General features: G+C 67.8%; 10 protein-coding genes. 3 read left to right on the top strand and 7 right to left on the bottom strand.

Annotation, left to right across the window (positions count from 1 at the left end; translation table 11 throughout):
* Nucleotides 1–19 precede the first annotated feature (19 nt).
* Complete coding sequence (locus tag V5F61_RS01215; protein ID WP_393987052.1) at nucleotides 20–1225, bottom strand: deoxyguanosinetriphosphate triphosphohydrolase; 1206 nt, start codon at nucleotides 1223–1225, stop codon at nucleotides 20–22.
* Between the two features lie 105 nt (nucleotides 1226–1330).
* On the opposite strand from V5F61_RS01215, the gene V5F61_RS01210 reads away from it, so the two are divergent.
* Nucleotides 1331–1702 carry a HesB/IscA family protein gene (locus V5F61_RS01210; RefSeq protein ID WP_393987051.1) on the top strand — a complete coding sequence of 124 codons (372 nt, stop codon included), beginning with the start codon at nucleotides 1331–1333 and terminating at the stop codon, nucleotides 1700–1702.
* A gap of 92 nt (nucleotides 1703–1794) precedes the next feature.
* On the opposite strand, the gene V5F61_RS01205 is transcribed toward V5F61_RS01210, so the two are convergent.
* Together V5F61_RS01205 and V5F61_RS01200 are read right to left on the bottom strand one after the other, a co-directional pair.
* Entirely contained in the window at nucleotides 1795–2961 is a 1167-nt protein-coding gene (locus tag V5F61_RS01205; protein WP_393987050.1) for an alginate O-acetyltransferase AlgX-related protein, read from the bottom strand.
* A gap of 10 nt (nucleotides 2962–2971) precedes the next feature.
* The gene (locus tag V5F61_RS01200) at nucleotides 2972–4378 is read right to left on the bottom strand and encodes an MBOAT family O-acyltransferase (protein WP_393987049.1); all 1407 of its coding nucleotides are present in this window, start codon (nucleotides 4376–4378) and stop codon (nucleotides 2972–2974) included.
* A gap of 181 nt (nucleotides 4379–4559) precedes the next feature.
* On the opposite strand from V5F61_RS01200, the gene xth reads away from it, so the two are divergent.
* Complete coding sequence (gene xth, locus V5F61_RS01195) at nucleotides 4560–5348, top strand: exodeoxyribonuclease III (RefSeq protein WP_393987048.1); 789 nt, start codon at nucleotides 4560–4562, stop codon at nucleotides 5346–5348.
* Nucleotides 5345–5764, top strand: coding sequence for a GFA family protein (locus V5F61_RS01190; RefSeq protein ID WP_393987047.1), 420 nt, complete (start codon nucleotides 5345–5347; stop codon nucleotides 5762–5764). The genes xth and V5F61_RS01190 overlap by 4 nt, the downstream gene beginning before the upstream one ends.
* 382 nt (nucleotides 5765–6146) lie before the next feature.
* On the opposite strand, the gene V5F61_RS01185 is transcribed toward V5F61_RS01190, so the two are convergent.
* The 4 genes from V5F61_RS01185 to V5F61_RS01170 all read right to left on the bottom strand — a co-directional run bounded on the left by V5F61_RS01185 (nucleotide 6147) and on the right by V5F61_RS01170 (nucleotide 13161).
* Entirely contained in the window at nucleotides 6147–6971 is an 825-nt protein-coding gene (locus V5F61_RS01185; protein WP_393987046.1) for a tetratricopeptide repeat protein, read from the bottom strand.
* 639 nt (nucleotides 6972–7610) lie between these two features.
* Nucleotides 7611–10397 (bottom strand): valine--tRNA ligase, encoded by a 2787-nt coding sequence (locus V5F61_RS01180; protein WP_393987045.1) that lies wholly within the window; start codon nucleotides 10395–10397, stop codon nucleotides 7611–7613.
* A 192-nt stretch (nucleotides 10398–10589) separates the two neighbouring features.
* Nucleotides 10590–11681: a DUF2497 domain-containing protein gene (locus V5F61_RS01175; RefSeq protein ID WP_393987044.1), complete on the bottom strand. Its 1092-nt coding sequence runs from the start codon at nucleotides 11679–11681 to the stop codon at nucleotides 10590–10592.
* A gap of 88 nt (nucleotides 11682–11769) precedes the next feature.
* Nucleotides 11770–13161 carry a TolC family outer membrane protein gene (locus V5F61_RS01170; protein WP_393987043.1) on the bottom strand — a complete coding sequence of 464 codons (1392 nt, stop codon included), beginning with the start codon at nucleotides 13159–13161 and terminating at the stop codon, nucleotides 11770–11772.
* Nucleotides 13162–13217: the final 56 nt, after the last annotated feature.

Here is a 13217-nt window from a genome sequence, read left to right as displayed (position 1 = left end):
GGGTTGGTCGCTGCGGCGCCTATCGCAGATCAGGCGTCGTGTCAAAGAAACGGGCGTGCTGGTCGAGGGCGTAGCGGTCGGTCATGCCGGCGATGTAATCGGTCACGCGGCGGGCGAGGCGGTTCTCATCCAGGCTTTCGAGGTCGGCGTGCCAGGAGGGCGGCATCTCCCGCGGGTGCGCCATGAAGTGGGCGAAGAGCTCACGCACCACCCGCTGCGCCTCCGCCATGATGCGGTTCACCCGCTCGTGGCGGTACATGTGGGGATAGAGGAAGCCCTTCAGCGCCTTCTCCGCCTCTCCCATCTCCGGCGAGAAGGTGATGAGCGTGCGCCCCAGCCGCCGCACCTCCTGCGCGGAAGAGACGCCGGCCTCGGCGGCCGCGGCCTCACCCTGGCGCACCACGTCCAGGATGAGGCGGGTGATGACCCGCCGCAGCACCTCGTTCACCGCACGGGCCATCTCGATATCCGGGTAGCGCGCCCGCACCTCGCGGATGGCCTCCCCCACCAGCGGCAGCGGCTCCAGCTCGTCGAGGGTGAACATGCGGGCCCGGATGCCGTCGTCGAGATCGTGCACGTCATAGGCGATGTCGTCCGCCAGCGCCGCCACCTGGGCCTCGGGGCCGGCGTGGCTCCACAGCTCCAGGTCCTGCTGGGCGGAATGGACCGCGATGGCGTGGGGCAAGCCGCCCGCATAGTGTCCGATGCCCCTGCCCTCCCGGTCGGTGAGCGGCCCATTGTGCTTGACGATGCCTTCCAGCGTCTCCCAGGTGAGGTTGAGGCCGTCGAACTCCGCATAGCGGCGCTCGATACGCGTCACCACCCGCAGCGACTGGGCATTGTGGTCGAAGCCGCCATGGCCGGCCATGCAGGCGTCGAGCGCCCGCTCTCCGGCGTGGGCGAAGGGCGGATGGCCGAGGTCGTGCGCCAGCGCCAGCGCCTCCGCCAGGTCCTCGTCGAGGCCCAGCGCCCGCGCGATGGAACGTGCCACCTGCACCACCTCCAGCGTGTGGGTGAGGCGGGTGCGGTAGTGGTCGCCCTCGTTGAAGGAGAACACCTGCGTCTTGTGCCTGAGGCGCCGGAACGCGGTGGAGTGAATGATGCGGTCGCAGTCGCGCCGAAACCCGCTCCGGGGCGGCATCTCCGCCTCAAACACCAGCCGTCCGCGCGAGATTTCGGGATCGCAAGCCCAGGAAACGCGGGGCCTTGCGCCGGAAACAGCCATCTCAGATTCCTCCCGCCCGCGCGTTTTTCGTCCCCGGCCCTTTAATTCGAAGTGTTCCGGGCTTAACTTGAGGCATTGCCATCTTCATTTCATAAAGTCGATACCATGGACGCCACACTCGCCCCGACCCAGGAGCCCGCGTCTGCCGAGGCTCCCGATTTCGCAGTCACCGACGCGGCTGCCCGCCGCATCCGCCACATCCTCTCATCGGAGCCGGAGGGCACCTTCCTGCGCCTTTCCGTGGAAGGCGGCGGCTGCTCCGGTTTCTCATACAAGTACGACATGACGACCGTGCAGGAGCCGGACGACCTCGTGATTGAAAAGGAAGGCGCCAAGATCGTGCTCGATCGCATCTCGCTCGACTACGTCAAGGGCTCCCAGCTCGATTACGTGGCCGACCTGATGGGCTCCGCCTTCAAGATCCATAACCCCATGGCGACCGCCAAGTGCGGCTGCGGCTCCAGCTTCGCGGTCTGACAGGCCGCGGCTGAGTCCACCGGGCAGGTGCGGCAGGGCTTAGCCCCGCCGCATGCTTTCGCGCGCCTGTTGCACTCCTGGCGGGAGCGCGCTCACGGCACCGCTCCCGCCGGAATGGCGCCGGGGTCCGGTTGCCGCAGTCCCACCGGCCAAGCGCTCGGCGGACACACGAAGTAGCGTTCCGTGCGCGCATAGATGAGCAGGTCCGGCTTGAAACGCCGGACATCGTCGAAATTGAAGTCGCACGCGCCCATCACGGTGCGGGAGGCGTGCATCCAGCCCACCACGCTCACCTGCGCATTCACGAACAGGCGCGGCCACAGGCCGTTGGTAAAGGAATCGCCCAGGATCAGCACGCGCGCGCCCGTGGGGGCGTAGTCCCACGCCAGGGATGCGAACAGCGGATGCACATTCGGGTGCGCCAGGGCGGGGTCGGCCCGTCCCTTCCCGGCACGTGGCGGCAATTGGATCTTGAAGTTCTCGTCGTCGATCTCGGGCGGCATGCGCATGGAGCGCAGCAGGTCACCACGCGCCATGGGCTCGGGCGGGCCGACCACCTCGGCCGGGTCCACCCGCCAGAGGGGATGCCCCGCGGCCGCCATCACCGCATTGAAGGCCAGCACCGAGCTGCGGGTGTTCCAATGGGTATCGGTGTGCAGGTAGCGCGGCGCGGGCGCCTCCCGCAGCGCCGGGCGCAGGTCCACCGCCGCCACGCCCTCGGCGCGCAGGGCGTCGAGGGCCATGCCATATTCGGTGACCGGATAGCGCAGCAGGTCGGTCCAGGCCGGCAGCGCCTCCACCTCCACGGACTGCGCGTTGGGCGGCAGCGCCACCACCACCTTGGTGCCGAGGGGTGCAAGCTCGCGCTGCATCACGCCGATCATGGTGGCGAAGCGCGCCACCGCGGCGGCCCGCACCACCGCGCCGGCGGATTGCTCGGGCGTCAGTTCCATGGCCCAAAACAGCCGCCCGTCGCGGCCGGCATAGATGGGCGTGGTATCCGGCGCGCCCAGGGCCGAGCGGACGGCGCGGCGCAGAGCGGGCATGGTGGCGCGGAAGCCGAAATTGTCCTGCATGAAGGCGGGCGCATTGCGCAGCACCGCCCCAGCCTTCTGCATGAAGCCCCAGCCGGGGTCGATGGGGGTACGCGCCTTCCACCCGCCCACGGGATCGGGAATGATGTTCGACAGCAGCAGCAGGCCGAAGAAGCCGGCCACGAGGGCCCCGAGATAGCGGCGGTGACGCGCGAGCAGGTTCATGGCCGGCGCCTCAGAAGCGATAGTAGAGGAAGGGCGTGGGCACAGTGCCTCCCACCCACACAACGCTCAGCAGCAGCAGAGCCCCGATGAAGGCGAAATCGGCGAAGCGCGCTGCCCCACCCTCGCCCGACAGGATCGACCAACGCCGCCAGCGGAAGAAGCCGATGAGCCCGCCCGCGACCAGCGCCGCGATGGAGAGGGTGTGCAACCCGAAGCCCAGAGCCATGGACGGGCGGCTGAAGCCGTTCGCGCCCGCGAGGCCGGCGAACATGTCCAGCGCGCCGGGCAGGGTGTCGGCCCGGAACCACACCCAGCCGAGCATCACCACCACCACTGCATAGAGGTGGGAGAGCGCATCGGGCAGGCGCTTCAGCCAGCGGCCGAGAAAGGCGCGCTCGATGATGAGGAAAGCGCCATGGTGGGCGCCCCAGATGACGAAGTTCCAGCTCGCCCCATGCCACAGGCCGCACAGCAGGAACACCGCGGAGAGATTGAAATAGGTGCGCAGCTCGCCGCGCCGGTTTCCGCCAAGGGGGATATAGAGATAGTCGCGCAGGAAGGCGGAAAGGCTCATGTGCCAGCGCCGCCAGAAATCCGAGATGGAGCGCGCGGTGTAAGGCAGGCGAAAGTTGCGCGGCAGCGCGAAACCCACCATCACGCCCAGCCCCACCGCCATGGTGGAATAGCCCGCGAAGTCGAAATAGATCTGCACGGTGTAGGCATAGAGCCCCAGCCACGCTTCCACGAAGGTGGGGTTGCTGGTGGCGTCGAACACGCTCACCACGAGGCGCGAAACCTCGTCCGCGATCAGCACTTTCCAGGCGAGCCCGATGGCGAACAGGCGCGCGCCGGCCGAAAAGCGCCCCCAGGTGACCCGCCGGTCCCCGAGTTGCCGCGCCACCGTGGAATACCGCACGATGGGCCCCGCCACGAGCTGGGGGAACATGCACATGTAGAGGCCGAACTGGGCCGGATCGGAATTGGCCTTCACCTTCCGCTTGTAAATGTCGGCGAGGTAGGAGATGGCGTGGAAGGAATAGAAGGAGATGCCGAGCGGCAGCGCGATCTGCGGCACCGGCAGCGCCACGTGCGCGGGCTCCAGCAGCACGTTCAGGTTTTCCACCAGGAAGCCGGTGTACTTGAAGACGCCGAGCAGCAGCAGATTGAACGTGGCGCCGAGCGCCAGGACCTGCTTGCGCCCCGCCCCCTCGCGCCGATCGATGGCCTGGGCGAGAAAGAAATTCACGCTTACGGAAAATAGCAGGATGATGATGTGCGGCGTATAGCCCACCGCATAGAAGACGAGGGAAAAAGCCAGAAAGATATAATTCCGCGTCTGGATCGTCTTCGCTGAGAAATAACTGACCAGAAAAAGCGGGAGAAAATAAAACAGAAACGCGATGGACGCGAACGTCATGGGGCCGCCATCCGTGCAGGGGCAAGCCCCGTGCATGCCACCCTTTGCCGGGCACCGCAACCCTCGGCATTGCGCCCGGCACCGGCTTTAGCGCCGGCACACGCCCCACCCCGTTGCCCCGGCGCCCGGCCGGAGTATGCTCGCGCCGCCCATATCGCCGGGCGCGAGGAGAGCGGACCCCATGCGCATCGCCACCTGGAACGTGAACTCCGTCCGCCAGCGGCTCGACCACGCGATCGCCTGGCTGAAGGAGGCGAGCCCCGACGTGGTCTGCCTCCAGGAGATCAAGTGCCAGACCGACGCCTTCCCGAAGGAGCCCTTCGAGCAGCTCGGCTACAATGTCTCCGTGCATGGGCAGAAGACCTTCAACGGCGTCGCCCTGCTCTCCAGGCTGCCCCTGGAGGACGTGACCCACGGCCTCGCCGGCGACGATGGCGACGAGCAGGCCCGCTTCATCGAGGCGGTGGTTTCCGTGAAGGGCGGCGTGGTGCGCGTGGCCTGCATCTACCTTCCCAACGGCAATCCGCCGGACACGGAGAAATACCCCTACAAGCTGCGTTTCATGGACCGGCTCGCCGCCTTCGCCGCCGACCGGCTGAAGCTGGAGGAGCCCCTGATCCTGGCCGGCGACTTCAACGTCATCCCCGCCCCGCCGGATGCGGCCGACCCCGCCGCCTGGGTGGGAGACGCGCTGTTCCTGCCGCGCACCCGCAGCGCCTTCCGGAGCCTGCTGAGCCTCGGCCTCACCGACGCCATCCGCGCCAGCACCGACGCCGGGCGCACCTTCACCTTCTGGGATTACCAGGCCGGCGCATGGCAGCGGGACAACGGCATCCGCATCGACCACCTTCTGCTGTCGCCCCAGGCAGCCGACCGGCTCATCGCCACCGGCATCGACAAGCACGTGCGCGCCTGGGAGAAGCCTTCTGACCACGTGCCCGTCTGGGCCGATTTCGCGATCGCCCCATGAGCGCTGCCGGGTCCAGCGCACCGCGTGAGGGCGGATGCCTGTGCGGCGCCATCCGCTACCGCCTGCGACGCATCGAAAGCGCCTATTGGTGCCACTGCACCATGTGCCGACGCGCCTCCGGCGCCGGTGCCCTGCCCTGGGCGACCGTGGCACGCGCGGACTTCGAGCTTACGCAGGGCACACTCGCGGCCTACGCCTCTTCCCCCGGCGTCACCCGCAGCTTCTGCGGCGCCTGCGGCAGCCCCATCCTGTTCGATATGGCGGTGGAGGCGGGAGTGGATGTCACCCTCGGCACCCTCGATGCGCCCGACAGCGTAGTGCCCACACACCACATCTGGACCTCTACCGCCCTCATCATGTGCGAGGGCCTGGGGACTGGCCTGCCGCGCCACCCGGCGGAAAAGCCGGTGGACTGAAGCAGCGCGCTCCTCCGCTACGACGGACGCACGGTTCTCCGACTGGACGCAGGGCCCCGCGTGCGGAAGCCGCGCGCCATTCCAGCCCCAGAGCACCCTCTGCGTCCAAAGTGCTTTTCGCGCGCATGGGCACGCAGAAATCATACTACAGCATTGATATTACGCATTTTCCTCACGCGAATCGGGACCCGCTGCGCTTGAAAATGCCCGAGATCCGGCACCGGCAGGCGTCGGCATCTCTACGCCGCACGGGAGGCCGGCGACCAGAAAAGAAAAGGTGCGGGGATGAATGGCCGCGCCGTCCGCAAGAGACGTCGCCTTCACGGCCCACGGATGACCGCCAGCCGCGGCCCGAAGGGAAACGCCCGCCGCAGCCTGCGCCTCAGCGCTTCGCGGTCTTCAGCCAGTTTTCGAGATAGGTGAGCGCCATGGCCCGTTCGTCGGCGTTCGCCTCGGCGAACACTTCCTCGTGCAGTTCCACCACCCAGTGGTCTTCCGGACGGGCGGCGGCATCACGCGCCAGGGTCAGCCACATGAGGCCACGCGCCGCCTGCCGGGGCACCCCCTCCTCGCCGCGGAACAGCAGCTCGCCCAGCATGGCCTGAGCCTCGAACTGCCCCTTCTGCGCGGCCAGCGTCAGCCAGCGGCCGGCGTTGCGCGCGTCCTTCGGCCCGCCGACACCGTCGAGATAAAGCTTGCCGAGATGATATTGCGCGTCCGCATCGCCAAAGTAGGAGGCAGCGTAGGAATACATGTCGCGCGCACGCACCGGGTCGCGCTTCACGCCTGCGGCGGGAATTCCGACCAGATAATAGCCGCCGAGCGCCACGAAGGCATTGGCCACGAAACGCGACTGCGCGGTGCCGGGGTAATCGTCGGCGTGGGAATTGGCGATCTTGCTGAAATAGCTGAAGGCCTTGGCATCGTCGCGCTTCACGCCATCGCCGTCGGCATAGATGCGCCCGAGCTTCCACTGCGCCACCGCATGGCCCTGGGCGGCGGCATAGCCGAGGGCGTCGAGCCCCTTCGCCGTCTGACCCGAGCGCAGCGCCTGCGCGCCGGTGCGGAAGGCCTCATCCACTGGCCGCGCGGCCGGCGCCAGCGGCACATCGGCCGGCGGCGTCAGCGGCTGGGCGCTGCGCGCGGCGGATGAGGAACCGTCGAGAGTGGTACCGTCGAAGGCCTGGGCCGCCGGCGCGGCGAGCATGAGCCCCACCACGCCAGCAAACAGAGCCCCCGCCGCCCGCTGCGCAAAGGGGCGGAACGCTGCGCGCACACCCGCCCGCACCGCCGGCTTCACGCCGCATGCGAGCCTGCGCGGGGGCTGCTGCAGGGCCGCTTCGCCCGGCCCGCGCGGGAGCCGACGCGCGCCCCGAAGGCGGCCTTTCGAGCTGGAAAGACGATCCGCATACATGATGCGAAGGTTATTGCTGGCGGCAGCGGCAATATCGGGGCCGAGGGAAGGCCGGGTCGCGACCTCTCTGAGGCACCCGCCCGCTGCGCTCCGCATTCCGAACCTTTTTGCCATCCAATGCGTGCGCATCCGGACCCTACCTTCAACGCGGCGGTCGGAATACCTATCCGAGCTACGCTTGTCCGCCCCGTCCCGCACTCGGGTTTCGTGGCGTTTTGTGGCGGGATCGCGGCGTTTGGGGCGACGGCAGCGGCGCGCGGAGGGAAACGGGCGTGGTGTGACTTTGCCGTCACAGACGACGCCCACCGGGAAAGGAATGGTTAACCTTTATGAAATAAGAAGCCGCGCCGTTTTTCCACCCTCGGAGGACCGGGTGTGGCGCGGCTGCAACGCCCCACGGCGCGACCCGAGAGCCGCGCCGTCCGGGCAGGTTCAGCTCGCGGAGAGCTGCCGGATGGCGGCCCGCACCTTCTCCTGGCGCAGCACATATTCCGCCCGCTTCTCGCGCTCGGCTTCCACCACCTCTTCCGGCGCGCGAGCCACGAAGCTCTCGTTGGAGAGCTTGCCGTCGATGCGGGCGATCTCCTGGTCGAGCTTGCCCTCTTCCTTCTTCAGGCGGGAAAGCTCGGCAGCAAGGTCCACCACGCCGGCCAGAGGCAGGGCCACGACCTCGCCGCGCACCACCATCTGCACCGATTCCGCCGGCATGGCATCGGCGACGGTGACAGAGCCGAGGCGCGCCAGACGGCGAATGGCATCGTCCCACTGCGCGGCCCGCGTGGCGGTTTCCGCACCCGGCTGCACCAGAACCAGGGACACCTGGGCCGCGGCCGGAACGTTCATTTCCGCGCGGACAGAACGAATCTCGGTGACGAGATCCACCACCCAGCCCACCTCAGCCTCCGCATCGGGCGCCTCGAGGCCGGCGAGATCCGGCCACGGCGCTAGCGTCAGCAGGCTCGCGCGCGCGGGGCCTTCCTTGCCCGTCTCCGCCCACAGCTCTTCGGTGAGGAAGGGCATGAAAGGGTGGAGCAGAGCCATGGCCACGTCGAGCACATAGGCGGTAGCCGCGCGGGTCTCTTCCTTGGCAGCGCCGTCGGGGCCGGAAAGAACGGGCTTCGCCAGCTCCAGGTGCCAGTCACAGAACACGTTCCAGAGGAAGCGGTAGACCGCTCCCGCCGCATCGTTGAAGCGATAGGCCAGGATCGCCTCGCTCACCTCGGAAGCGGCGCGGGCCGCCTCACCGATGATCCAGCGGTTGAGCGTGGCCTCCACCTTCGCCGGATCGAAGCCCTCCGCCCGCACGCAACCGTTCATCTGCGCGAAGCGCACCGCGTTCCAGAGCTTGGTCGCGAAGTTGCGGTAGCCCTCCACGCGCGAGGTGGCGAGCTTGATGTCGCGCCCTTGGGCCGCCATGGCCGCCAGCGTGAAGCGCAGCGCATCGGCCCCGTACTTGTCCACGAGGTCGAGCGGGTCGATGACGTTGCCCTTGGACTTCGACATCTTGGCGCCCTTCTCGTCGCGGACGAGGGCGTGGATGTAGATGTCCTTGAACGGCACTTCGCCATCCATGAAGTGCAGGCCCATCATCATCATCCGGGCCACCCAGAAGAAGATGATGTCGAAGCCCGTCACCAGCACGCTGGTGGGATAGAACTTCTTCAGCTCGTCGGTTTCATCCGGCCAACCCATGGTGGAGAAGGGCCACAGGGCGGAAGAGAACCAGGTGTCGAGCACATCCTCGTCGCGGGTGAGGAACTGGGCCCGCTTGTCCGCATCGTGGATCAGCCCCTCCGCCTCCTCGGCCGAGAGCGTCTCGTTCCCCACATTGTGCTTCAACGCCTGCTCGAAGGCCTCATCTTCGTCGAGCGCCACGAACACGTTGCCGAACGGGTCGTACCAGGCCGGGATCTGGTGGCCCCACCAAAGCTGCCGGGAGACGCACCAGGGCTGGATGTTCTCCAGCCACTCGAAGTAGGTCTTCTCCCAATTCTTCGGCACGAAGCCGGTACGCCCCTCGCGCACGGCGGCAAGCGCCGGCTGCGCCAGCGTCTTGGCATCCACATACCATTGATCGGTGAGCCAGGGCTCGATGACCACATTGGAGCGGTCACCATGGGGCACCATGTGGGTGTGGGGCTCGATCTTCTCCAAGAGCTCCAGATTGGTGAGCAGTTCCACGATCTGCTTGCGCGCCGCAAACCGGTCGAGGCCCTGCAGGTGCGCCAGGATGCCGGCGGCGTCGGGCGTCTCCACATAGGCCTCGGGGCGACCTGAATGGTCGTCGCGGATGCCGGAGGTGTCGATGCGCGCTTCCGCGTCGAGCACGTTGATCATGGGCAGAGCATGGCGCTTGCCCACCTCGAAGTCGTTGAAATCGTGCGCAGGCGTGATCTTCACCGCGCCCGAGCCCTTCTCCGGGTCGGAATATTCGTCGGCCACGATGGGAATGCGCCGGCCCACCAGCGGCAGGATGACATTCTTGCCCACGAGATCGCGATAGCGCTCGTCCTCGGGGTGCACCGCCACGGCGGTATCGCCCAGCATGGTCTCCGGCCGGGTGGTGGCGACCACGATGAAGCGCCCCTTCTCGCCCTCCACCGGATAGCGCAAGTGCCAAAGGTTGCCCTTCATCTCCACCGGAACCACCTCAAGATCGGAGATGGCGGTGATGAGCTTGGGGTCCCAATTGACGAGGCGCTTGTCCTTGTAGATCAGCCCCTCGCGGTAGAGCTGCACGAACACCTTCAGCACGGCACGGGAAAGCCCCTCGTCCATGGTGAAGCGCTCGCGCGACCAGTCGCAGGAGGCGCCGAGCCGCTTGAGCTGCCCAACGATCGTGCCGCCCGATTCGGCCTTCCACGCCCAAACCTTCTCGATGAAGGCGGCGCGGCCCATGTCGCGGCGCCCGGGCAGCTTCTGCGCGGCGAGTTGGCGCTCCACCACCATCTGGGTGGCGATGCCGGCATGGTCGGTGCCCGGCTGCCACAGCACGTCCTTGCCGCGCATGCGCTCGAAGCGGGCCAGGATGTCCTGCAGCGTGTTGTTGAGCGCATGGCCCATGTGCAGGGAGCCGGTGACGTTCGGCGGCGGAATGACGATGGAGAAGCCCGGCTTGTCCTTGCGCTCCGGACGACCGCAGCGGAAGGCGCCCTCCTGTTCCCACGCCTCGGCGATACGGGCCTCGACGGATGCGGGATCGAACACTTTTTCGAGCATGGGCTGAAGCTCCACGGCCGCGACGCCCCGCCCGCACCGGCCTAAGCCAGACGGGAACCGGCATCCGTCGCGCTCGGAACGAGATGGGTTTCGTCGGGGGTTAAAGCCGCACGGGAAAGAAAACGTCAACTGCGCAGCGCATCAGACCAGTCCTGCGCCCCCGGCCAAAGCGGGGGCGGAGATGCCATGCACTCAGCGCAGAGAACTGGTGACGCGCTCGATCTCCGCCCGCACCAGCCGCTCGACGATGCCGGCGAGATTCTGGTCCAGCCATTCCTTCAGCATCGGCCGCAGGATCTCCTTCACGAGATCCTCCACCGTGCGTTCCTGCTGCGGAAGCACCAGATCGCCCAATGACCTGAAGGCCGTAGCGACCGCGGCATCCACTGCCGGCGAGAGCAGATCCTTGCGGGGCAGCTGCGCACGCCGGTCCGGGGCAGGCCCATCCGGGCGAATCGGAGCAGGATTGGCGATCTGCCGGTGCGGCGGCTCCATGGACGGCGCTTCAGGAGCCGCCTGCACGTGCACGGCAGTGGCGCCCGCGCTCCCACCATTGGTCTGCGGGCGGACAGGCGGCAGATCAAGCGCCGCCCGCGCCGGAGGCGCGACGGAGGGGCGCCGCTCATCCGCAGCGGGGAACATCTCCGCCCGGCCATCCAAGGCCAGCGGCCGCGCCTCGCGGGTGACTGCATCCGGGCGGCTGCCGCGCACGGGAACATCGCCGACCCAAGCGTCGCGCTCGGGGACGACACGCGCCGCCGGCTCGGCCGCGGTGGGAGCTGCCGGCACAGGGTTTCCGCGCGCCATGCCGCCCCAGGACGGCGGCTCCGGGTTCGCGGGCGTGGCCCTGCGCTGGTCGACACCCGCGATCGGGCCACGCGCTGTCTGCGCGGCCGGTGAAGATGCGGGAAACGGGCGGCCGTGGCGATGCTGTGCAGGCGTGAACCGCGCGTCATCCACATCCTGACGGGGATAGGCTCCCCGCGGGCCCTCCGGCTGCATGGACGCGGCGCCGTCGGGCGTGCGGCCATAGAGACGATGGGGCTGGGCGGGGGGAATGCGGCTATCACCGGCAGGAGCAGGCGGGCGCTGCTGGCCGTGCTCCACAGCACCGCGCCGTACGGGCGTCATCGGCTGCGGATGCGGCAAATCCATCTCGGCGGGGTCGTCGTCGGCGATGATGCGACGGATGGAGTCGAGGATTTCCTCCATCGACGGCTCTTGCGCCTTCGGATTTGCAGGCATGTCGCGACCTCGGCCGGAAACGACGGGCGCCGGCTGCACGGCCTCACGCCCCGCTGACCAGAATCATCAGCTTCTGGATTATGACACCGGCGCTCGGCGCCTTGCCAGCGCCGACGCATCCTGTCCCCTACTGACCGTCGGGCGTGCGCACACCAGCCCAGCTGTCGCGCACCTGCTCATAGTGCACCGCCGGATTGTAGACGTTCACCTTCAGCTTTAGCGACACAGCATCGAGCCGGCCGATGATGGAGATCAGCGTGTAAGCAGCAACCACACGGTCGCGCTGCGCGGTCACCAGTGCCGAACGGGAGTTGGTCAGCTCGCGCTGGGCGTTCAGCACGTCGGTGGTGGTGCGCTGGCCCACCCGCCACTCCTCACGCACACCTTCGAGCGCAAGGGTATTAGCCGCAACCGCCGCCTGGGCCGCCTGGATCTGCGCCTTGGAAGCCTCCAGCGCACCCCAGTACTGCACGGCCTGGGAACGGATGGCATCCCGGTTCACGTCCACCTCGATCCGGGCCTGGCTCAGCAGCTCCTTGGCCTGGCGGATGTTCGCGTATTCCTGGCCACCCTGGTAGATGGGAACACTCAGGTTGAGGCCAACCGCAGCGGTGCCCTGCGACTGCAGGGACAGCGAGGTATCATAGCTCTGCGAGAGCTGCCCCTGAAGCTGCAGCGTCGGCGCCAGCGCACCCTCGGCCACCTTCACCTGGAACAGCGCCGTATCGACCGCGAACTCGGACGCCTTCACTGCGGGATGGGTGCCGAGGCCGGAAGAAATCACCTTGGCGACGGTGCTGGGAATCATCCACTCGATGGACTTCGGCGTGGTCAGGGTACCCGGCTCCACGCCAATGACCTGACGGTAGACCGCCTTAGCCGAGGAGAGGTCTGCAATCGCCTGGCTGACCTGATACTGCGCGTCAGCGACCCGGGCCTCGGCCTGGGCGACGTCGGTACGTGTCACCTCGCCCACGTTGAAGCGGTCGCGGGTGGCGCGCAGCTCCTGCTCCAGGGCCGCGAGATTCTGCCGCTGAAGGTCCAGCAGGGCGATGGCCTGGATGACGTTCATATAAGCGGTGGCGCCGTTCAGCAGCACCGACTGCTCCGTATTGCGAAGCGTCTCGCGGGAGCCGCGCACCTGGGCCTCGGCGGAGCGGGTCGAGTTCCCGGTCACGAAGCCGTTGAAAATGGTCTGTGTCGCCGTCAGCGCGAACTGGCGTGCCCAGATGTTGCCGCTCGACACGCCACTGCCGGTGATGTTCTGGCGCTGAGATTCGAAGCCCGCGGCGGCCGAGCCCGAGAGAGTGGGCCGATAGCCGGAAAGGGCCTTCGGCACGTTCTCATCGGTGGCGCGGGTCCCTGCGCGCTGGGAATTGAGGGTGGGGTTGTTCACGTAGGCGGAAGCGAGCGCCGAATCGAGCGACTGGGCCTGCGCCATCGCAACCGACAGCGCCACACCCCCGAATCCCGCCAGGAAAGCGACAACGTTTCGGCGAATGCTTGTCGCAACCGACATCTACATCTCCTGGACCGGGCACGGCACGCCACCCGATGCGCCCTGCGCACCCGCCG

The organism is Xanthobacter sediminis (genome assembly GCF_043195015.1).
Classification (GTDB): domain Bacteria; phylum Pseudomonadota; class Alphaproteobacteria; order Rhizobiales; family Xanthobacteraceae; genus Xanthobacter.
This window is presented reverse-complemented; position numbering and strand designations above follow the sequence as displayed.